Raw genomic sequence first — 19,620 nt, forward strand, 5'->3', positions numbered from 1 at the left:
ATAAGAGGCTGGCACTATTTAAAGTACCAGCCTCTGTAAAATATGGAAATGATTTATTTCATTTTCGCTTCCACCCACTTGCGGGCATTGACAAACGCTTCTATCCATGGAGTAACCTGATCGCTGTTCTTGCGGTCGGCCGGATAGCAACCGTTCTGCCATGGGAAGATGGAACGTTCCAAGTGAGGCATGATAGCCAAGTGGCGTCCGTCTGCGCTGGCCAGTGCTGCGATAGAATAATCGGAACCGTTCGGATTGCCCGGATATTCATCATAGCTATACTTCGCTACTACATTATATTTATCTTCGTCATATGGCAAAGAGAATTTTCCTTCTCCGTGAGCTACCCAGATACCCAGTTTGCTTCCACTTAAAGAGCCGAACATCACACTGCGGTTAGTCGGGATAGTAAGACCAAGGAAGCGTGATTCGAATTTGTGTGAATTGTTATGTAGCATTTTTCCTTTCTTCTTCAGTTCCGGGTTGATAAGATTGAGTTCCATCATCAGCTGGCAACCGTTGCAGACACCCAATGACAATGTATCTTCGCGTGCATAAAATTTATCCAATGCTTCTTTAGCTTTCGGGTTGAACAGGAATGCGCCTGCCCATCCTTTAGCAGAACCCAGTACATCGGAGTTAGAGAAACCACCGCAGTAAACGATCATGTTTACGTCTTCCAGTGTTTCGCGTCCGCTGATGAGGTCGGTCATTGTAACGTCTTTTACGTCGAAACCTGCCAAATAGAGTGAGTAAGCCATTTCGCGTTCACCGTTCGTGCCTTTCTCACGGATGATAGCTGCGCGGATACCGCTTGGAGTGCGACGATCCGGAGTGATATCATATTGAGAAAGCTTACCTTTGAATTCCGGCATGAAAGCAAATTCAACAGGCTGCATCTTGTAGTTCTCGAAACGTGCTTTAGCACAACCGTTCATAGATTGTTTGCGGTCGAGCAGGTAAGAAGAAGAATACCACACATCGCGCATATAATCGATACCGAATTGGTAAGTAGCTCCATCTTTAGATACTAGAATGTGACGTTCGTCAGTCGGTTTACCCAACTTCATATAGCCTACGCCGGCATCTTCCAGAATCTTCTTCACTTCATCCTTATGCTTGTCGCTGATCTGGATAACGATACCCGGATTTTCAGCAAACAGAATTTTAACGATATCCTGTTCCTTCATCTTGTCGAGGCTGATTTCCATACCGCCTTCTACATTGGAGAAGCACATTTCGAGCAATGTAGTAATTAAACCACCGGCAGAAATATCGTGTCCGGCAAGGATCAGGCCTTTGTTGACAAGTTCCTGTACGGCAAGGAAAGCATCGCGGAAATATTCGGCATCTTGTACGCAAGGTACTTCGTCACCAACTTTACCCAGAGATTGTGCAAAAGCCGAACCACCCAGTTTCAGTTCATCGAAGCTGAAATCAATATGATAAAGCGTAGTCTTTTCATTGTTAACCAATACCGGAGATACCACTTTCTTCACGTCGGAAACTTCACCACCGGCAGAAACAATCACAGTTCCCGGAGAAATCACTTTCTCACCGTTCGGATACTTCTGTGTCATAGACAGAGAGTCTTTTCCGGTAGGAACATTGATCTGCAGTGCGCAGCAGAAATCGCTCAATGCTTTGACAGCTGTGTAAAGACGGGCATCTTCACCTTCTTGAGAGCGGCAAGGCCACATCCAGTTGGCAGACAGTGAAATACTGTCCATACCTTCTGCCATCGGAGCCCAAACCAGATTGGTCAGTGCTTCGGATACAGAAAGAATAGAGCCGGCAGCCGGATCAGCCAATGCTGCTTGCGGAGCATGTCCGATAGAGGTAGCGATACCTTTTTCGCCACGGTAGTCGAGTGCTACGACACCGCAGTCACTCAACGGTAACTGAAGTTCACCCTGGCATTGCTGACGAGCCACTTTACCTGTTACCGAACGGTCTACCTTGTTTGTCAACCAGTCTTTGCAGGCTACGGCTTCAAGCTGCAATACATTTGTCAGATATTCATGTAGTTTAGACAATTCGTATTTCGGCATTTCGTAATGACGTTCCACTGTTTTGTCTGTCATATATGTCTTGGGAGAAGAACCGAACATCTGTTCTACGGCAAGGTCGAACGGACGTACACCGTCAGCCTGTTGGAAAGCGAAACGATGATCGCCGGTTGTTTCACCGACTACGTACATCGGAGCGCGTTCGCGTTCAGCAATTTTACGTACATGTTCAATAGCCTCTTCTTTAATCAGCAGACCCATACGTTCCTGACTTTCGTTAGCGATGATTTCTTTGGCAGACAAAGTCTTGTCACCGATAGGCAACTTGCTCATGTCGATCAAACCACCACATTCTTCCACGAGTTCGGACAGACAGTTTACGTGTCCGGCAGAACCGTGGTCATGGATAGAAACCACCGGATTCACCTCTTCTTCACAAAGAGCGCGTACGACGTTGTTGGCACGTTTCTGCATTTCTGCATTGGCACGTTGCACGGCATTCAACTCGATACCACTGCTGTAACGACCGGTATCAACAGAAGATACGGAACCGCCACCCAGTCCGATACGGTAGTTGTCACCACCGATTACTACCACTTTGTTTCCTGCTTCCGGTGTGCCTTTCAGGCAGTCACGTTGTGTACCGTAACCAACACCACCGGCAAGCATGATTACCTTGTCGTAACCATAAACTTCTTTGTTTTCCGTATGTTCGAAAGTCAGTACCGAACCGCAGATCAGCGGCTGGCCGAACTTGTTACCGAAGTCGGAAGCACCATTGGATGCTTTGATTAGAATCTGTTCCGGAGTCTGGTACAGCCATTTGCGTACCGGAAGAATCTCTTCCCATTCGCGTCCTTCTTCTGTGCGCGGGTAAGAAGTCATGTAGACAGCAGTACCTGCAATCGGCCATGAACCTTTACCGCCACCCATACGGTCGCGGATTTCACCACCGGTACCGGTAGAAGCACCATTGAACGGTTCTACAGTAGTAGGGAAGTTATGAGTTTCCGCTTTCAGTGAGATAACACTCTTGATGTCCTTTATCTGGAAGAAATCAGGTTTTGAATGATCTGCCGGAGCAAACTGTTCCACAACCGGACCTTCGGCGAAGGCTACATTATCTTTATAAGCAGAGATTATTTTATTCGGATTTTCCTGTGTCGTCTTTTTAATCATCTGGAACAGGGAAGATTCCTGCTCTACGCCGTCGATAATAAACGTTCCGCCGAAAATTTTGTGGCGGCAGTGTTCGGAGTTGATTTGTGCGAAACCGAATACTTCAGAGTCGGTCAGCTTCCGTCCGAGGTCCTTTTCTACTTTCTTCAGGTAGTCCATTTCTTCTTTGGAAAGAGCCAAACCTTCTTTTTCGTTGTACACTTCGAGATCTTCAATGTAGATGATCGGTTCCGGCTGACGGTTTGTCGTGAATACGTTTTGGTCGAGTCCTTTGTACATGCGTTGGAGCATCGGGTCGTAATCGGCATTTTCGTCCTTAACAGGGAAGTACTCCTCGATGCGGCTTATGCCTTCGAGCCCCATGTTTTGGGTGATTTCTACTGCGTTTGTACTCCAGGGAGTGATCATTTCGCGGCGTGGGCCAACGAAACAGCCTTTCAGGTTTTCTTCACTTTCCATCACGGCTTCGCCAAAAAGCCAGCAGAGTTTATTACTTTCGTCAGGGGTGAGCTGATGGTTGCTCTCTACGGCAATCACGCTCTTGGAAGGGGTTCTGAAAAAAAGAATCATGTTGTATATTTACGATTTTACGATTTACGATTTTACGATTGAAGTTCCTGTAGGAGAAACTCTTCTCTTTTTCTGTGGCGCAAAGATAATCAATTTCGTTGGTGGTAGGAAAAAAATAGAGAATAAATTCCTATACCTTATTTAATATGTTTATTTTCGATGTACGTTTTACTTATTATCGCTATATATAGTGATTCTTGTGTGGAAAAAACGTTAATATACTATCCCCATATCACAAAAAAGTGCGATATTTGCGACATGATTCAGATAGAGACAATATTCGATATATTAGTGAAAGGCTTTATTATTGGCGTTGTTGTGTCCGCACCCCTCGGTCCGGTGGGCGTATTATGCATCCAGAGGACTTTGAATAAAGGGCGTTGGTATGGATTTGTAACAGGTCTGGGAGCCTCTTTGAGCGATATAGCATACGCTTTGCTCACCGGCTACGGGATGAGCTTTGTGTTCGATTATATTAATAAGAATATTTTCTATCTGCAATTATTGGGGAGCATCATGCTACTCCTTTTTGGTATATATACCTTTCGTAGCAACCCGGTGCAGTCCATTCGTCCGGCTTCCTCCAGCAAAGGTTCTTATTTCCATAACTTTATTACCGCATTTTTCGTCACTCTCTCCAATCCCTTGATAATCTTCCTGTTTATCGGACTTTTCGCCCGTTTTGCCTTTGTGCAGCCGGGAGTTCTGGTGTTCGAAGAAATCACAGGCTATGTTGCTATTGCTATAGGGGCATTGACCTGGTGGTTGGGGATTACTTACTTTGTGAACAAAGTGCGCACTAAATTCAACTTGCGTGGTATCTGGATACTGAATCGTGTTGTAGGAAGTATTGTAATGCTGGTATCCCTTGCCGGACTGATTTTTACTTTGTTGGGAGAATCACTTTATTAGGAGATAACTTATGAATCAGATAGCACAACAACTGAAAGAGAAGAATATTGCCGAGTACCTTATATATATGTGGCAAGAGGAAGACTTGATCCGCGCCAATCATTGTGAACCGGAAGAGATGGAGGCAAATATAATTGCCCGTTATCCGGCAGATCAGCAGCCTGCCATGAGAGAATGGTATACCAATCTGATTACGATGATGAGTGAGGAAGGAGTACGGGAAAAAGGTCATTTGCAGATTAATAAGAATGTGATTATCAATCTGACAGAGTTGCATAACGCATTGGCTTCTTCTCCTAAATTTCCTTTTTACAGTGCCGCTTATTTCAAGGCATTGCCGTTTATAGTAGAATTACGGAATAAAAACGGTAAGAAAGACGAGCCCGAATTGGAGACCTGTTTTGAGGCATTGTATGGAGTACTCCTGCTTCGTCTTCAAAAAAAGCCTATCAGTGAAGGTACTGCTAAGGCAGTGGAAGCTATCACTAGTTTCCTTTCTATGTTGGCAAACTATTATGATAAAGACCGTAAAGGTGAATTAAAACTGGATGAATAAATGAGAATTTTGGTAACGGGTGCCAACGGTCAGCTTGGCAATGAGATGCAGGTGCTTGCAAAAGAGAACCCGCAACATACGTATTATTTCACAGATGTAGAAGAACTAAACATCTGTGACAAGCAAGCCGTTTGGGCTTATATCGCAGAGAAGCGGATTGAGCTTGTCGTGAACTGTGCCGCTTATACGGCCGTAGATAAAGCGGAAGATAATTCGGAACTAGCCTATCAATTGAATTGCGAAGCACCGAAACAATTGGCAAGTGCGGCACAATTCAACGGAGCCGCTATGATACAAGTATCTACCGATTATGTCTTTGATGGTACTGCACACACTCCGTATACGGAGGATTGCGACCCTTGTCCGGACTCTGTATATGGCACCACCAAACTGGAAGGAGAATATGACGTGATGAATTATTGCGAGAAAGCAGTCGTAATCCGTACTGCATGGCTTTATTCCACCTTCGGCAATAATTTTGTGAAGACAATGATCCGTCTTGGAAAAGAGCGTGACAGTCTGGGAGTTGTTTTCGACCAGATCGGAACCCCGACTTATGCCAATGACCTAGCACGTGCTATCTATACCATTATTAATAAAGGTATAGTTCGCGGCATCTACCATTTCAGCAATGAAGGCGTTTGTTCCTGGTATGATTTTACAGTGGCTATTCATCGCTTGGCGGGAATAACCTCCTGCAAAGTGAAACCTCTGCATACAGCTGAATATCCTGCAAAAGCCAACCGTCCGGCATACTCCGTACTTGATAAAACAAAAATAAAAACAACATTTGGCATCGAAATCCCCCATTGGGAGGAAAGTTTGCGAAACTGTGTTTCGCAGTTGATAGTTGATAAATGATAGTTAATAGTTATGGTTGAAAACAACATAACGCAGGAGAAATCCTATTTATTTGCTATTAGAATCATAAAAGCATATAAATATTTGTCAACCAGTCAAAAGGAATATGTTTTATCAAAGCAGCTATTGCGTAGTGGAACTGCAATTGGTGCTTTAGTGCGGGAAGGGGTACATGCCCAAAGCCGTGCTGATTTTTTGAATAAAATGAATATAGCCTTAAAGGAGGCTTACGAGACTGAATATTGGATATCACTGTTGCATGATACTGATTATTTTTCAGAAGACATATATTCGTCTATTCATGCAGATAGTGTAGAATTGGTGAAATTATTGACGAGTACAGTTAAAACTTTAAAGGATAGTCTTGGTAAATAACTATCATTTATCAACTATCATTTATCAACTATTATGATGAATGAAATTTTGAGACGGCGAACGTTCGCCATTATTGCGCATCCGGATGCCGGTAAGACATCATTGACGGAAAAGCTATTGCTTTTCGGTGGTCAGATACAGGTAGCAGGTGCTGTAAAGAGTAATAAGATAAAAAAGACGGCTACGTCCGACTGGATGGAAATCGAGAAACAACGTGGTATTTCGGTAACGACTTCCGTGATGGAATTCGACTATCGGGATTATAAAATCAACATTCTCGATACTCCGGGTCACCAGGACTTTGCCGAAGACACATACCGCACACTGACTGCTGTGGACAGCGTTATCATCGTTGTAGACGGTGCGAAAGGTGTGGAAACGCAGACGCGTAAACTGATGGAGGTATGCCGCATGAGAAAGACTCCGGTAATAATCTTCGTCAACAAAATGGACCGTGAAGGAAAAGACCCGTTCGACTTGCTCGATGAACTCGAAGAAGAACTGATGATTCAGGTTCGTCCCTTATCCTGGCCGATAGAGCAGGGAGCACGTTTCAAAGGAGTATACAACATCTACGAACAGAAACTGGACTTATACCAGCCATCCAAACAGATGGTAACAGAAAAAGTGGCAGTCGATATTCATACGGAAGAACTGGATCAGCAGATTGGCAAGCCATTGGCAGACAAACTGCGTGGTGATCTGGAACTGATCGAAGGCGTTTATCCCGAATTTGATTCGGAATCCTATCTCGCAGGAGACTGTGCACCGGTATTCTTCGGATCAGCGTTGAACAACTTCGGTGTGCAAGAGCTGCTGAACTGTTTCGTGGAGATAGCTCCCAGTCCTCGTCCTGTACAGGCAGAAGAGCGTGAAGTGAATCCCGACGAACCGAAATTCACCGGATTCATCTTTAAGATCACAGCCAATATCGATCCCAACCACCGTTCTTGTGTGGCATTCTGTAAGATTTGCTCCGGCAAGTTTGTCCGCAATGCTCCCTATGTGCACGTTCGTCATGGAAAGACCATGCGTTTTTCATCGCCCACCCAATTTATGGCACAGCGTAAAACAACGATTGACGAAGCCTATGCAGGAGATATTATCGGTCTGCCGGATAATGGTACCTTTAAGATTGGCGATACGCTGACAGAAGGTGAAATGCTTCATTTCCGCGGATTGCCGAGCTTCTCACCGGAGATGTTCAAGTATATCGAAAATGCCGATCCGATGAAACAGAAACAGTTGGCGAAAGGTATCGATCAGTTGATGGATGAAGGTGTGGCACAGTTGTTTGTCAATCAGTTCAATGGCCGTAAGATCATCGGCACGGTGGGACAGTTGCAGTTTGAGGTTATTCAGTACCGTTTGTTGAATGAATACAATGCGTCCTGTCGCTGGGAACCGGTGAGTCTTTATAAGGCCTGCTGGGTAGAAAGCGATGATTCCGCAGAACTGGAAGCCTTCAAGAAACGTAAATACCAGTATATGGCAAAGGATAGAGAAGGGCGCGATGTGTTCCTGGCAGACTCCGGTTATGTACTTCAAATGGCGCAGATGGACTTTAAACATATCAAATTCCACTTTACAAGTGAGTTTTAAAACATATTCCGTTGATTTTAACTAAAAAATCAGGTAAAAAAAGGAAAAACATATCTCATATAAATGAGTGAATAGAAATGAAGACACTATCCTGGGATAAAATTCAGCAAGGGGATGAAGAGGCATTCCGGCAGCTTTATGAGCAATATGCAGATTTACTGTATGGATATGGCATGAAGATAGCCGGTGATGAAACTCTGGTAACCGAGGCGATACAGTCGTTGTTTGTTTACATCTTTGAGAAAAGAGAAACTTGCGCGGCCCCTCAATCCATACCCGCTTACTTATGTGTTTCGTTGAGACACATGATAGTGAATGAATTGAAAAAGGAGAATAGTGGCTCATTAAAATCACTGGATGAAGTAGGCACAAACGAATATCAGTTTGATCTGGAGATCGATATTGAAACTGCTATTATCCGTTCAGAGTTAGAAAAAGAACAGCTGGAAGTTTTGCAGAAAGAGCTGAATAATTTGACAAAGCAACAGCGGGAGGTATTGTATCTTAAGTATTATAAGAAGATGAGTCCGGAAGAAATAGCCCAGGTAATGGGACTCACTTCACGTACGGTTTACAATACTACTCATATGGCTATCTCCAGTTTGCGGGAGCGTATGAGCAAATCTTTCTTGTTGTTGGTAGCAGCTAATTTGTGGATTTTTAATTGAGGTGTGAGATATGGAAAAGTGGACAGAATCTTTAGATAAATACTTAGAAGAAGGAAAACTTCCTCTGGTTGGCGAAATCTTTTCTCGTAAAAAAGAAATAGGTGATAAGCTGAAGTTGCAACGTGAGGAGAGCCATAAGATCGCCTTAAGCCGGAGAAGAAAACAAGGTGCGGGGAGAAGTTTCTCTTTCTCATGGGGAGTGGCAGCGGCAGTTGTCCTTCTTTTGGGGATAGGTGGTTACTTCCTGGCAGAAGAAAAGGTGGTGACTGATAACACTGCTATGAACTATGAATTGCCGGATGGTAGTACTGTGCAGGTGATGGAAAATTCCCGCCTGACTTACAATCATATCACATGGCTTTGGGAGCGCAAATTGCAACTATTGGGTAAAGCCTCTTTTAACGTAACCAAAGGCAAGACATTCACGGTCCGTACAGAAGCCGGCGACGTAACCGTACTGGGAACGAAATTCCTCATCGATCAGCAAGGAAAGAAGATGACAGTCAACTGTGAGGAAGGGAGCGTGAAAGTCGAGACTGCTGCAGGGAAGCGTACATTGCTTGCCGGGGAAAGCGTGCATTGCGATGAGAAAAAGATTGTGCCGGTAGAGAAAAAGGCAGAAGAAGCGGAGTTCCCCGAGGTGTTGGGGTATGAAGATGATCCGCTGATAAATGTAGTGGCAGATATTGAACACATATTTAAGGTAACAGTCGTCGGGCACGAGAAGTGCGAAGGGCTGACCTACAACGGGACGGTTTTGACGAAAGACCTGAACGCCACACTGGAAAAAGTATTTGGTTCGTGTGGAATCAGTTATCAAATTCGAGGGAAAGAAATTATTTTGCAATAAAAAAAGCCTCTTCTGGATAGTCAGGAGAGGCTTTTTTGTTTTTCTTCAAATTTTCTTCATTTTTTCTTGGTAAAAAACAAACGGATGCTTCTCTTTCTAATAGATGAGCTATTTAATGATGTTTGAAAAAAACGGTAGAATTGATTAGAAGATTAAATGTTGTAGAAGGAATTATCCGGCCATCTTCCTTATAGGAATAAAGGCCGGAGCTCAAAACAAACAATAGAAAGCCTTATAGGGAATTACAAGCTAAATTCAAAACAAACAATATTTTGAAAAGAATACAAACTAGGGCTCAAAGCAAACAATAGACAGTGGGCAGATGAAAAATTCCTGCCAGAGACGTAGGTCAGAAATGGTTCCCTCGCCAGGGTTATATGAGCTTTAGAAGGCTTGTTTTTCCCGATCAAACAAGTTGGCTTAAAAGGGTTTTTCAACTAGACTGCTACGCTAATTAAAAGAATGAAAGCCGTGATGGCGCATGAGAGGTTTAACAAGACCGGTTTTTATCTGGTAATTTAATAGGTTAAGAAGAGGGTATGAAACCAGATGAGGGCTAAACCGGTTTATCATTGAGTATTTTTATTTAATAATTGTTTTATCAGAGTGTGAGAGAAAGTTGAGGGGCTTTCTCTCACATTTTTTTTGTAATAAGTTTCTGCTCATAAATGCTCTGATTATCAATCAGAGAAATGACAGTTTTATACATTATATTCCTTTCTTAATTTATTTTATAATAAAAATTTGGTATTTTCGAACGCTTTTTAGACGAACAACTTAAATTACTAATAGTTTATTATATGGAAAATATCGAAACAGCGATCCTGCTGATGGTGGTCGGAATGGCTACCGTATTTGTTATTCTGCTGATTGTGATTTATTTAGGTAAGTTGTTGATTGCATTGGTCAACAAGTATGCCCCCGAAGAAGTGGTTCCTGTGAAGCGGGAAGCACCGCGAGGTCCTGCACCTGTTCCGGGAAACATTTTAGCAGCCATTACTGCTGCTGTGAATGTGGTGACACAGGGTAAAGGAAAAATCACTAAAGTAGAAAAATTATAAATCTATAAAGAATATCACTGAAAGACATGAAAAGAGAAGTAAAGTTTAGCTTGGTTTTCCGAGATATGTGGCAATCAGCCGGAAAATATGTACCTCGTGTAGACCAACTCGTAAAGGTAGCTCCGGCCATCATTGAAATGGGTTGTTTCGCCCGCGTAGAAACAAATGGCGGAGGTTTTGAACAGGTAAATTTATTGTTTGGTGAAAACCCGAATACAGCCGTGCGCGAATGGACAAAACCGTTCCATGAAGCCGGTATTCAAACCCACATGCTCGACCGCGCACTGAACGGACTCCGTATGAGCCCCGTTCCGGCAGACGTCCGCAAATTATTCTACAAAGTAAAGAAAGCACAAGGAACAGACATTACCCGTACGTTCTGCGGATTGAACGATGTGCGTAATATCGCTCCTTCCATCACATACGCAAAGGAAGCAGGCATGATTTCACAATGCTCGCTTTGCATCACTCATTCGCCTATCCATACGGTAGAGTACTACACCAATATGGCGCTGGAACTTATCAAGCTGGGTGCAGATGAAATCTGTATCAAAGATATGGCAGGTATCGGCCGTCCCGTATCATTAGGCAAGATTGTAGCCAATATCAAGGCGGCACATCCGGAAATCCCTGTTCAGTATCATAGCCATGCAGGTCCCGGATTCAATATGGCAAGCATCCTTGAAGTATGCGAAGCAGGTTGCGACTACATCGATGTCGGTATGGAACCACTTTCATGGGGAACTGGTCACGCCGATTTGCTTAGCGTACAAGCTATGCTGAAAGATGCCGGATATCAAGTGCCCGAAATCAATATGGAAGCCTACATGAAAGTGCGTGGCATGATTCAGGAATTTATGGACGACTTCCTCGGCCTGTATATCAGCCCGAAAAACCGCCTGATGAACTCCTTGCTGATTGCTCCCGGACTTCCCGGCGGTATGATGGGTAGTCTGATGGCCGACCTCGAATCCAATCTGGAATCCATCAATAAATATAAGGCAAAACACAATCTGCCGTTTATGACGCAAGATCAGCTGCTCATCAAACTGTTTGACGAAGTGGCTTACGTATGGCCTCGTGTCGGTTATCCTCCATTGGTGACTCCATTCAGTCAATATGTGAAGAACCTTGCCATGATGAACGTGATGGCAATGGAAAAAGGAAAAGACCGTTGGGGAATGATTGCCGATGATATTTGGGACATGATTCTGGGTAAAGCCGGACGTTTGCCGGGCAAACTTGCTCCGGAAATCATTGAAAAGGCGGAACGTGAAGGCCGTAAGTTCTTCGAAGGCGATCCACAGGACAACTATCCGGATGCTCTCGACAAATATCGCAAACTGATGAAAGAGAACAAATGGGAAGCAGGACAGGACGACGAAGAACTCTTCGAATATGCGATGCACCCGGCTCAATATGAAGCCTACAAGAGTGGTAAAGCTAAAGAAGACTTTCTCGAAGACGTGGCAAAACGCCGTGCCGAAAAAGATAAATCACCGGAAGAAGATGTTAAACCGAAAACACTGACCGTACAGGTAGACGGACAGGCTTATCGTGTCACCGTAGCTTATGGCGATGCCGAGCTTCCTGCTACTCCTGCGGGTGCTGCCGCTGCTCCGGCAGGCGAAGGCAAAGAAGTGCTTTCTCCGTTGGAAGGCAAGTTCTTTTTGGTGAAGAATGCACAAGAAACCGCTTTGCAAGTAGGCGACACGGTGAAAGAAGGAGACGTAATCTGCTATGTAGAAGCGATGAAGACCTATAATGCTATCCGTGCGGAGTTTGGTGGTACGGTGACTGCTATTTGTGCCAATCCGGGAGATACTGTTTCAGAAGATGATGTATTAATGAAGATAGGATAATGAACGAAATATTTGAGAACTTATATGACATGACTGCGTTCAGCAATATCATTGCCGATCCGCAGTTCCTGATAATGTATGCCATCGCGTTCGTCCTGCTCTATCTGGGTATCAAGAAACAGTACGAGCCGTTGCTGCTTGTCCCCATCGCTTTCGGTGTGTTGCTGGCCAACTTCCCCGGAGGAGAAATGGGTGTGATTCAGGCAGACGAGAATGGCATGATTATGATAAACGGAGTAATGAAAAACATCTGGGAAATGCCTCTGCATGACATCGCCCACGAACTGGGACTGATGAATTTCATCTACTATATGCTGATTAAAACAGGTTTCCTGCCTCCGATCATCTTCATGGGTGTCGGTGCGTTGACGGACTTCGGACCGATGTTGCGTAACCTGCGTCTTTCTATTTTCGGTGCAGCCGCACAGTTGGGTATCTTTACCGTATTGCTGGTAGCTATCCTGATGGGATTCACCCCGAAAGAAGCCGCTTCTCTCGGAATTATCGGTGGTGCGGATGGTCCGACAGCTATCTTTACGACTATCAAACTGGCGCCACATTTGCTGGGCCCGATTGCCATTGCCGCTTATTCGTACATGGCACTCGTTCCGGTGATTATTCCGCTGGTTGTGAGACTGCTCTGTACTAAGAAGGAATTGAGCATCAATATGAAAGAACAGGAAAAGATGTATCCTTCAAAGACGGAAATCAAGAACCTGCGTGTCTTGAAGATTATCTTCCCGATTGTGGTAACTACTGTTGTGGCCCTCTTCGTACCAAGTGCTGTGCCATTGATCGGAATGCTGATGTTCGGTAACCTGGTGAAAGAAATCGGAACCAACACGTTCCGCTTGTTCGACGCTGCTTCCAATAGCATCATGAATGCGGCTACCATCTTCCTCGGACTGTCCGTAGGAGCAACGATGACCACAGAAGCCTTCCTGAACTGGACAACTATCGGTATCGTAGTAGGTGGTTTCCTGGCATTTGCCCTTTCCATCACAGGAGGTATCCTGTTCGTGAAATTGGTGAATCTCTTCTCTAAGAAGAAAATCAATCCGCTTATCGGTGCCACCGGCTTGAGTGCCGTTCCGATGGCAAGCCGTGTAGCCAATGAAATAGCTTTGAAGTACGATCCGAAGAATCACGTATTGCAATATTGCATGGCGAGCAACATCTCCGGAGTAATCGGTTCTGCCGTAGCTGCGGGTGTGTTGATTTCCTTCCTTGCGTAGTCAATATAGCTGACCTTATATACAAGAATCCGGAGATATGGATTGCCCATTCTCCGGATTTCTTATTATATACTGCTTTATGAATACAGATTTCAGATTCTTCTTTTATTCGCTAATCACTTTCCTGTATTCTGCTACCGCCATCTTTTCCGACAGATACGCATTAATCAGATTCGTGTGTGCTTGCGTCCATGATAGCTGTGCCGATAATACATCCACCATATTCGCTTTTCCCTCATTGTAAGAGAACGAAACTAGGTCGAGATTTTCATTGGCCAGATTCATAGTCTCGGTAGCAGTTTTTACTTGATATTCCGTTTCCGTCAGTTTGGTTAGTGCGGCAGAAAGTTCCTCGTTGATATTGTCCGTCACATAACTCTGTTGCAGTTTCTGTATCCCGATGTACGCTTTTTGCTGGCGGTTTGTTTTGAACCGGGCTCCCCACCGGAAAATCGGGATATTGATATTAATGCCGACGACCGGATTGAAAGATACATCATATCCGAGATTAGGTGTAGCCGTAGCCCATCCGCCACTGAAATACATATTCAGTTGCGGGTTGAACTGGCTAAGAGCTGCTTTGCGCTGCGCCTCACTCTTCATGATATTCACTTCCGTACTTTCAAAATCCGCACGGCGTTGCAGTACATTCTCCAAGGAAAGTATCTGTACCGGGGCAGAAGCCTTGTCAATCGTATAAAGGCTGTCTACCGGGCTGTTCGGCTCTTCTCCCATTAAGATGTTCAACTTTTGGAGGGCCAGTGTATAATTCTGGCGAGCCTTGATATATTGCAGTTCCGCTTCTTTCAGCCGAGTGGAGATCATTAATAAATCCGTACGGCTAATCATTCCGTCGCTGAAACGATCCTGTATGATGTCATACTGCTGTTTCACGATGCTTTGATACTTATCAGCCGCTTGCAACATAGCCTGTGAGGCAGAAGCATTCCAGTAAACCGCATCACTCTGATAATGAATTTGGTCGATAGTAAGCTCCTCGTTCAGCTGATTCAGCTTTTCATCTGCTTTGGCAATCTTGTGCTGGGCGTTGAGCGCGCCTCCTGTGTACAACGGTTGCGAAACGATAAATACTCCTTGATAAGTATGATTGCGGTATTCGCCTAATGGTTCGTTCCATGCACTAAGGTCACTCATGTTGAGCGTACCGTCCGCATTGGCATCGATTTTAGGTAAGAAACCGGTATGAGCAATTTTCCGTGCTTCCGTACTTGCCATCGTTTTTAGTTTCTGTTGCTTCAGTATTTGGCTGTAAGCTTCCACCTTATCCCGGTAGGCTTCCCGGCTAAGATAAGGCTGTTGTGCCCCGGCCGTGAGGCCGAGGAACAATAGAGACAGAGTTATAAGTTGAGTTTTCATTTTATTCAATCTAAACAATAAATTCAAGTTTCATATAAGAGTAGGCAATTATCCTTTGATTCTCTGAATAGCACAATAAGCTACCGGAAGAACAAACAATGTCAGTGCCGAAGCCACCAACAAACCTCCCATAATGGTAGCCGCCATACCGCCAAACATCGCATCGAACAACAATGGCAACATACCCAGAATAGTAGTACCCGACGCCATCGCTACAGGAATAATACGGCTTGTCGTGGCACTGACAACAGCATCCAACGGCTTTTTGCCCGTCTTTGCCTCCAGGTCAATCTGTTCCACAAGCACAATCGCGTTTTTGATATTCATACCAATCAGTCCGAGTAACCCCAGGATAGAGAAGAAGTCGAACGACTTGCCGAGTAACACCAATCCTAACACGATACCGATAAAGATAAGCGGCAACATCAACAGAATCACTGTCGGTTTACGATACGTCCTGAACAAGAATAATAGAGTGACAAACATCAGGAAGAACGTCAACGGTAAGTTTTTCGCCAGTGCCTCGTTAGACTCCACCTGACTTTCCTGCTCCCCGAAATACTTCATTGTATATCCCTCCGGCACTTTTATCTCTTTCTGCACCAGCGGCCAAACTTCATTGAAAGCAGCAATTGCATTTACCCCGCGACGCGGATCGCACTGTGCCATCATCACCATTTGCCGATTGTAATCTTTCACGTTCGAGAAACGATACTGGAAATTAAATTCCGATACCACCTGTTCCAGGCTGGTCGTCTCATTCCCCGTACCAAACACGGGCAGCGTGCGCAAATCATTGATGCGGAACGAATCCACTGTGTTGTCCTTCAATAAGATAGGCAACACCTGATCCCCCTGCCGGTATTCTCCGAGCGTCATACCCGTAGTTCCGATCTGGATACTCTGTGCCATGCCCTGACGTGACACCCCTAATGGCTGTGCCCGTTCGGGACTATATATCGGTTTCCACACAGGAATCTTGTTTCCCCACGAATTGCGTACATTGATTAAATTCGGATTCCGGTGCATAATCTCCAATGCCTGATTGGTGAGCGCCACAAGCGTGTCTACATCCGGTCCTATAAATCCGATTTCGATAGCGGCATCCACCGCGGGCGACAGCTTGAACAGACTTGTACGCGTAATCGCATTTGGATAATTCGCCTTCATATATGCGTCGAAATCTTCCTCATACTCTTTAGTATATTTACTGTCTGTCAATTCAATCAACACATTGGCAAAATTCGGTTTCGGCCCTACGGAAGTGGAAGCGAGGTAATACCTCAACGGCGTGCTGCCGAAGGTGATTGACACTTTTTTCACTTCCGGCTGTTTTGCCAGATGCTCTTCCACCGATTTCATCTCTTTCACCACATCATTGATGCTATACCCGTCTGGATAGAACACGTCCGCCCGGAAATAAGGCTTGTCCAGAGAAGGGAAGAAGTTTTGAGGCATCGTCCCCATGATAATCAATGAAGCAACAAAAAGTACTACCATCGAACCCAGTGTCAACGTTTTCCTGCGAATCAGTGTACGGAGGATAGAAGCGAATTTGTGATAAAATGGTTTGTCATACGGGTCTTTGGCACCATCCTTTGCTTTCGCTTTCAGGATGAAATTACCAAAAACAGTGGTCTGCGTCAGTGCAAGTACCCAGCTCAATCCCAACGAGATGGCAAGTACCACAAAAAGCGGTTTCACGATTTCCGCTACGGCAGAAGGAGCGAGGTAGAGCGGGAGGAACGAACAGATAGCGATAAAAGTAGCCCCGAGCAATCCCCATTGCGGACCCGTTGCACCGTCTATCAGTGCTTTCCGCCGGTCTACTCCGCGGGCAATGGCAATCTGTGCGTTATCCGTCACTACAATGGCGTTGTCCACCAGCATACCCATAGCGATGATAAATCCCGCCAGCGAAGTACGGTTCAATCCGACACCGAAGAAAGACATGATGAGCAATGTACCTCCAATGGAGAAAATCAGTGATGAACCGATTAGCATACCTGCACGCAGCCCCATCACCAACATGATAATCACAATCACAATCAGAATAGATTCGATCAGATTGATGATAAATCCGTTGTTAGCCTCATTGGCTATCTCGTTTTCCAGATACAGACTTTGCAGCTCCAATCCCACAGGCATCAGTGGCAGCAATTCGTCTAGCTTGGCTTTCACATTCTTACCCGTCTGCACCACATCCCGTTGCGGGTCGGTGGAGACACCGATGCCGATGGCACGTTTGCCGTTCACGTGCATAATGTTGGATGGAGGGTCCATGTAACCTTTTTCAATAACGGCGATATCACCGAGTTTCACCTGTCCGGCCTTTGTGGTAATTACTTGGTTGCGGATATCGTCTACGGTGGTGTACATACCGTTAGCAGTTACTCGGAGCTGTTGCTCACCGGCACGGATTTCTCCGGTATTGATAATCTGATTCTGCGATTGCAGCAGACTGGCAAGCTGTTTGGGGTCGATGCCCATACCTACGAGCTTATGGGTCGAAATAAGAATATTGACCACTTCTGTCTGTGTTCCGAACAAAGCCACTTTCATCACTCCGTCTGCCGTCACTACCTGCGTCTTGATCCGTTCTGCCCAGTTGCGCATTTCTTCGTATGTGTAACCGTCGTCCGCCGTCAGGCCATAATAGATGCCGAACACGTCACCGAAATCATCGGAAACCGTTGGCGCAGAAGCACCGCTCGGCAACTGTGGCTGTATATTGAGCACTTTCCGTCGCAACTCGTCCCACTTTTGTGGAATGGAGCTTGCCGATAAGGAAGGTTGCAACTCGAATGTGATTTTTGAAAGTCCGTACATAGATTCTGATTTAATCTTGTACACACCGCTCATACTTTGAATCTCGCGAGAGATGGGCTCGGTAATCAACCGCTCCACTTCAGCCGGTTCGGCACCCGGATAACGGGTCATGATAACCGCCGACTTTATCACGAAAGGAGCATCCTCTTTCTTACCCAGTTTGCCAAAGGAAGTGATTCCCCCAATCAGCAATACGGCAAGAAAGAAATAGATGATTTTCGTATTATCTAATGAATATCTAGCTAAACTCATAATAAATGATAGTTGATAGTTGATAAATGATAGGTTGTAAATGATAGGTGTTATCAGCTATCATTTATCAACTGTTGTAATTGATTCTCCTTCCACTAGTTGGTGTACGCCTGCAATGACGATTTTTTCTCCGGGTTTCAAACCTTCGGAGATGAGAGTCTGTGCTTCTCCGGTAGGAGTGCTCACGGTTACTTGTCGTTTGTGGACTTTGTTGTCTTCTACCACCCAAACATACATTTTGTTTCCTTCGCTTTCACCGAATACGGCGCTAAGCGGTATGATTGTCCAGCTGTTCTGCACTAACGGGCCCACATCTGCCGTGAAACGGATGCCGCAGGTGAAACCGGGTTTCACAGCATAAAGGTCACGGTCGAATGACGGGTCGTCAATCGTGATGCTGACCGGGATACCTGTGCCATCGGTCGAAATATCCAGATATTCTTCTAGTTTTGCTTGAAACACGTGTCCTTTGAAGGTGTCAAACTCAACAAGGAAACGCGGGTCTTTGGCGCGCAACAAGTACAGATAAGCATCCGGAATGGTGAATTTGATGCGTAGATTATGCGTGTTGACAAGCTGAACGATGCCTTCTCCGGAGTTGACACGCTGATAATTTTCCACCAATCTCTTTTCGATGGAACCATCAAAAGGAGCGGTCAGTTTCGTGTCGCGCATATTGTTGGCGGATAGTTCGTATTCAGATTTCGCTTTCTGGTAGTTGGCGAGACTGATTTCGTATTCCTGTACGGAGATAGCTTGCCGGGAGAGGAGTCGTTTGTTACGTTCCACTTGTGCGGAAGCCGTTTCGTATGCCGATTTTGTGGCGGCATATTGCAACGCGATGTCTCTGGGGTCGATAGCTGCGATGAGTTGTCCCTTTTTCACTTTCTGTCCTTCGATGACAGGTAGTTGGATGATTTGTCCGTTGACCCTGAAAGCCAGCTTCACATATTCCACCGCTTCCACGATTCCCGAGAAATCTTTGCTAATAATCGATCTTGACTCGACAATGGTGGTCTTTACGGGACGGGCTGTTGTCGTTGTCGCTTCTTTTTTCTGTCCGCAGCCTGCCAATAAGATTGCAGCCGTCAGGACGAATCCAATTTTCTTCATATATCACGTTGATGTTTAGAGGTTTTGCGTTGATAAATAGCGAATAATATACTAAAAACAACTCCCGTTTATTTATGTTCACTATTCTTAATATTTTTCATACTCAACCTCTTATCTCTCTAGCAGAACACAAAATAATGGGAATCTTACCATTTTTAAAGTAAAATTCCCATCCAAACCATTTCACTAATCTGTAAATCACGGTTTGGAAATTCATTTGAACTAAATCACAACCTTCGTTAACCTCTTTCTATAAAGTTTGAAAAGGTTCTTCGTCAAATTTGGTGGTAATCTCTTTTTTATTTCACC

The 19,620-nt window shown here is 44.9% G+C and carries 14 protein-coding genes; 10 read left to right on the forward strand and 4 right to left on the reverse strand.

Going from position 1 to position 19,620, the window contains the following annotated elements; genetic code table 11:
* Positions 1-53: 53 nt before the first annotated feature.
* Positions 54-3,758 carry a phosphoribosylformylglycinamidine synthase gene (purL, locus tag DXB58_RS18590; protein ID WP_122137826.1) on the reverse strand — a complete coding sequence of 1,235 codons (3,705 nt, stop codon included), beginning with the start codon at positions 3,756-3,758 and terminating at the stop codon, positions 54-56.
* A 258-nt stretch (positions 3,759-4,016) separates the two neighbouring features.
* Between purL and DXB58_RS18595 the strand changes: the two genes are divergently transcribed.
* From DXB58_RS18595 to DXB58_RS18640, 10 genes are all read left to right on the forward strand, one after another.
* On the forward strand, positions 4,017-4,670 hold the full coding sequence (locus tag DXB58_RS18595; protein WP_008774798.1) for a LysE family translocator: 654 nt from the start codon (positions 4,017-4,019) through the stop codon (positions 4,668-4,670).
* Between the two features lie 10 nt (positions 4,671-4,680).
* Positions 4,681-5,226: a DUF4924 family protein gene (locus DXB58_RS18600; RefSeq protein WP_117937378.1), complete on the forward strand. Its 546-nt coding sequence runs from the start codon at positions 4,681-4,683 to the stop codon at positions 5,224-5,226.
* A complete protein-coding gene (gene rfbD / locus DXB58_RS18605) occupies positions 5,227-6,087 on the forward strand; it encodes a dTDP-4-dehydrorhamnose reductase (protein ID WP_122137827.1) in 861 nt (286 codons plus the stop codon).
* 12 nt (positions 6,088-6,099) lie between these two features.
* Positions 6,100-6,462, forward strand: coding sequence for a four helix bundle protein (locus tag DXB58_RS18610; RefSeq protein WP_122137828.1), 363 nt, complete (start codon positions 6,100-6,102; stop codon positions 6,460-6,462).
* A gap of 33 nt (positions 6,463-6,495) precedes the next feature.
* Positions 6,496-8,064, forward strand: coding sequence for a peptide chain release factor 3 (locus tag DXB58_RS18615; RefSeq protein ID WP_122137829.1), 1,569 nt, complete (start codon positions 6,496-6,498; stop codon positions 8,062-8,064).
* A gap of 77 nt (positions 8,065-8,141) precedes the next feature.
* Positions 8,142-8,732, forward strand: a complete 591-nt coding sequence (locus tag DXB58_RS18620) for an RNA polymerase sigma factor (protein WP_008999793.1) — start codon at positions 8,142-8,144, stop codon at positions 8,730-8,732.
* A 10-nt stretch (positions 8,733-8,742) separates the two neighbouring features.
* Positions 8,743-9,582: a FecR family protein gene (locus DXB58_RS18625; RefSeq protein WP_122137830.1), complete on the forward strand. Its 840-nt coding sequence runs from the start codon at positions 8,743-8,745 to the stop codon at positions 9,580-9,582.
* 800 nt (positions 9,583-10,382) lie between these two features.
* Positions 10,383-10,643 carry an OadG family protein gene (locus DXB58_RS18630; protein ID WP_008999795.1) on the forward strand — a complete coding sequence of 87 codons (261 nt, stop codon included), beginning with the start codon at positions 10,383-10,385 and terminating at the stop codon, positions 10,641-10,643.
* A 26-nt stretch (positions 10,644-10,669) separates the two neighbouring features.
* Positions 10,670-12,505, forward strand: a complete 1,836-nt coding sequence (locus tag DXB58_RS18635) for a biotin/lipoyl-containing protein (RefSeq protein WP_122137831.1) — start codon at positions 10,670-10,672, stop codon at positions 12,503-12,505.
* On the forward strand, positions 12,505-13,740 hold the full coding sequence (locus DXB58_RS18640) for a sodium ion-translocating decarboxylase subunit beta (RefSeq protein ID WP_008999797.1): 1,236 nt from the start codon (positions 12,505-12,507) through the stop codon (positions 13,738-13,740). Before DXB58_RS18635 ends, DXB58_RS18640 begins: the two co-directional genes overlap by 1 nt.
* A gap of 105 nt (positions 13,741-13,845) precedes the next feature.
* Here the strand turns inward: DXB58_RS18640 and DXB58_RS18645 are convergent, their stop codons facing one another.
* From DXB58_RS18645 to DXB58_RS18655, 3 genes are read right to left on the reverse strand one after another with little or no spacing between them, the layout of a single operon-like run.
* Entirely contained in the window at positions 13,846-15,117 is a 1,272-nt protein-coding gene (locus DXB58_RS18645) for a TolC family protein (RefSeq protein ID WP_032853676.1), read from the reverse strand.
* Between the two features lie 48 nt (positions 15,118-15,165).
* A complete protein-coding gene (locus DXB58_RS18650) occupies positions 15,166-18,198 on the reverse strand; it encodes an efflux RND transporter permease subunit (RefSeq protein ID WP_122137832.1) in 3,033 nt (1,010 codons plus the stop codon).
* A gap of 60 nt (positions 18,199-18,258) precedes the next feature.
* Entirely contained in the window at positions 18,259-19,311 is a 1,053-nt protein-coding gene (locus DXB58_RS18655; RefSeq protein WP_074556851.1) for an efflux RND transporter periplasmic adaptor subunit, read from the reverse strand.
* Between the last annotated feature and the right edge of the window lie 309 nt (positions 19,312-19,620).

Origin of the sequence: Bacteroides sp. OM05-10AA (assembly GCF_003439055.1) — a bacterium.
Taxonomy (GTDB): Bacteria; Bacteroidota; Bacteroidia; order Bacteroidales; family Bacteroidaceae; genus Bacteroides; species Bacteroides intestinigallinarum.

Excerpts from the sequence above, each read along its gene's own strand:
- DXB58_RS18620 (WP_008999793.1), top strand. The coding sequence starts at position 8,142 with ATGAAGACACTATCCTGGGATAAAATTCAGCAAGGGGATGAAGAGGCA.
- DXB58_RS18625 (WP_122137830.1), top strand. The coding sequence starts at position 8,743 with ATGGAAAAGTGGACAGAATCTTTAGATAAATACTTAGAAGAAGGAAAA.
- rfbD (WP_122137827.1), top strand. The coding sequence starts at position 5,227 with ATGAGAATTTTGGTAACGGGTGCCAACGGTCAGCTTGGCAATGAGATG.
- DXB58_RS18645 (WP_032853676.1), bottom strand. The coding sequence starts at position 15,117 with ATGAAAACTCAACTTATAACTCTGTCTCTATTGTTCCTCGGCCTCACG.
- DXB58_RS18610 (WP_122137828.1), top strand. The coding sequence starts at position 6,100 with ATGGTTGAAAACAACATAACGCAGGAGAAATCCTATTTATTTGCTATT.
- DXB58_RS18600 (WP_117937378.1), top strand. The coding sequence starts at position 4,681 with ATGAATCAGATAGCACAACAACTGAAAGAGAAGAATATTGCCGAGTAC.
- DXB58_RS18615 (WP_122137829.1), top strand. The coding sequence starts at position 6,496 with ATGATGAATGAAATTTTGAGACGGCGAACGTTCGCCATTATTGCGCAT.
- DXB58_RS18630 (WP_008999795.1), top strand. The coding sequence starts at position 10,383 with ATGGAAAATATCGAAACAGCGATCCTGCTGATGGTGGTCGGAATGGCT.
- DXB58_RS18650 (WP_122137832.1), bottom strand. The coding sequence starts at position 18,198 with ATGAGTTTAGCTAGATATTCATTAGATAATACGAAAATCATCTATTTC.
- DXB58_RS18595 (WP_008774798.1), top strand. The coding sequence starts at position 4,017 with ATGATTCAGATAGAGACAATATTCGATATATTAGTGAAAGGCTTTATT.
- DXB58_RS18635 (WP_122137831.1), top strand. The coding sequence starts at position 10,670 with ATGAAAAGAGAAGTAAAGTTTAGCTTGGTTTTCCGAGATATGTGGCAA.
- purL (WP_122137826.1), bottom strand. The coding sequence starts at position 3,758 with ATGATTCTTTTTTTCAGAACCCCTTCCAAGAGCGTGATTGCCGTAGAG.
- DXB58_RS18640 (WP_008999797.1), top strand. The coding sequence starts at position 12,505 with ATGAACGAAATATTTGAGAACTTATATGACATGACTGCGTTCAGCAAT.
- DXB58_RS18655 (WP_074556851.1), bottom strand. The coding sequence starts at position 19,311 with ATGAAGAAAATTGGATTCGTCCTGACGGCTGCAATCTTATTGGCAGGC.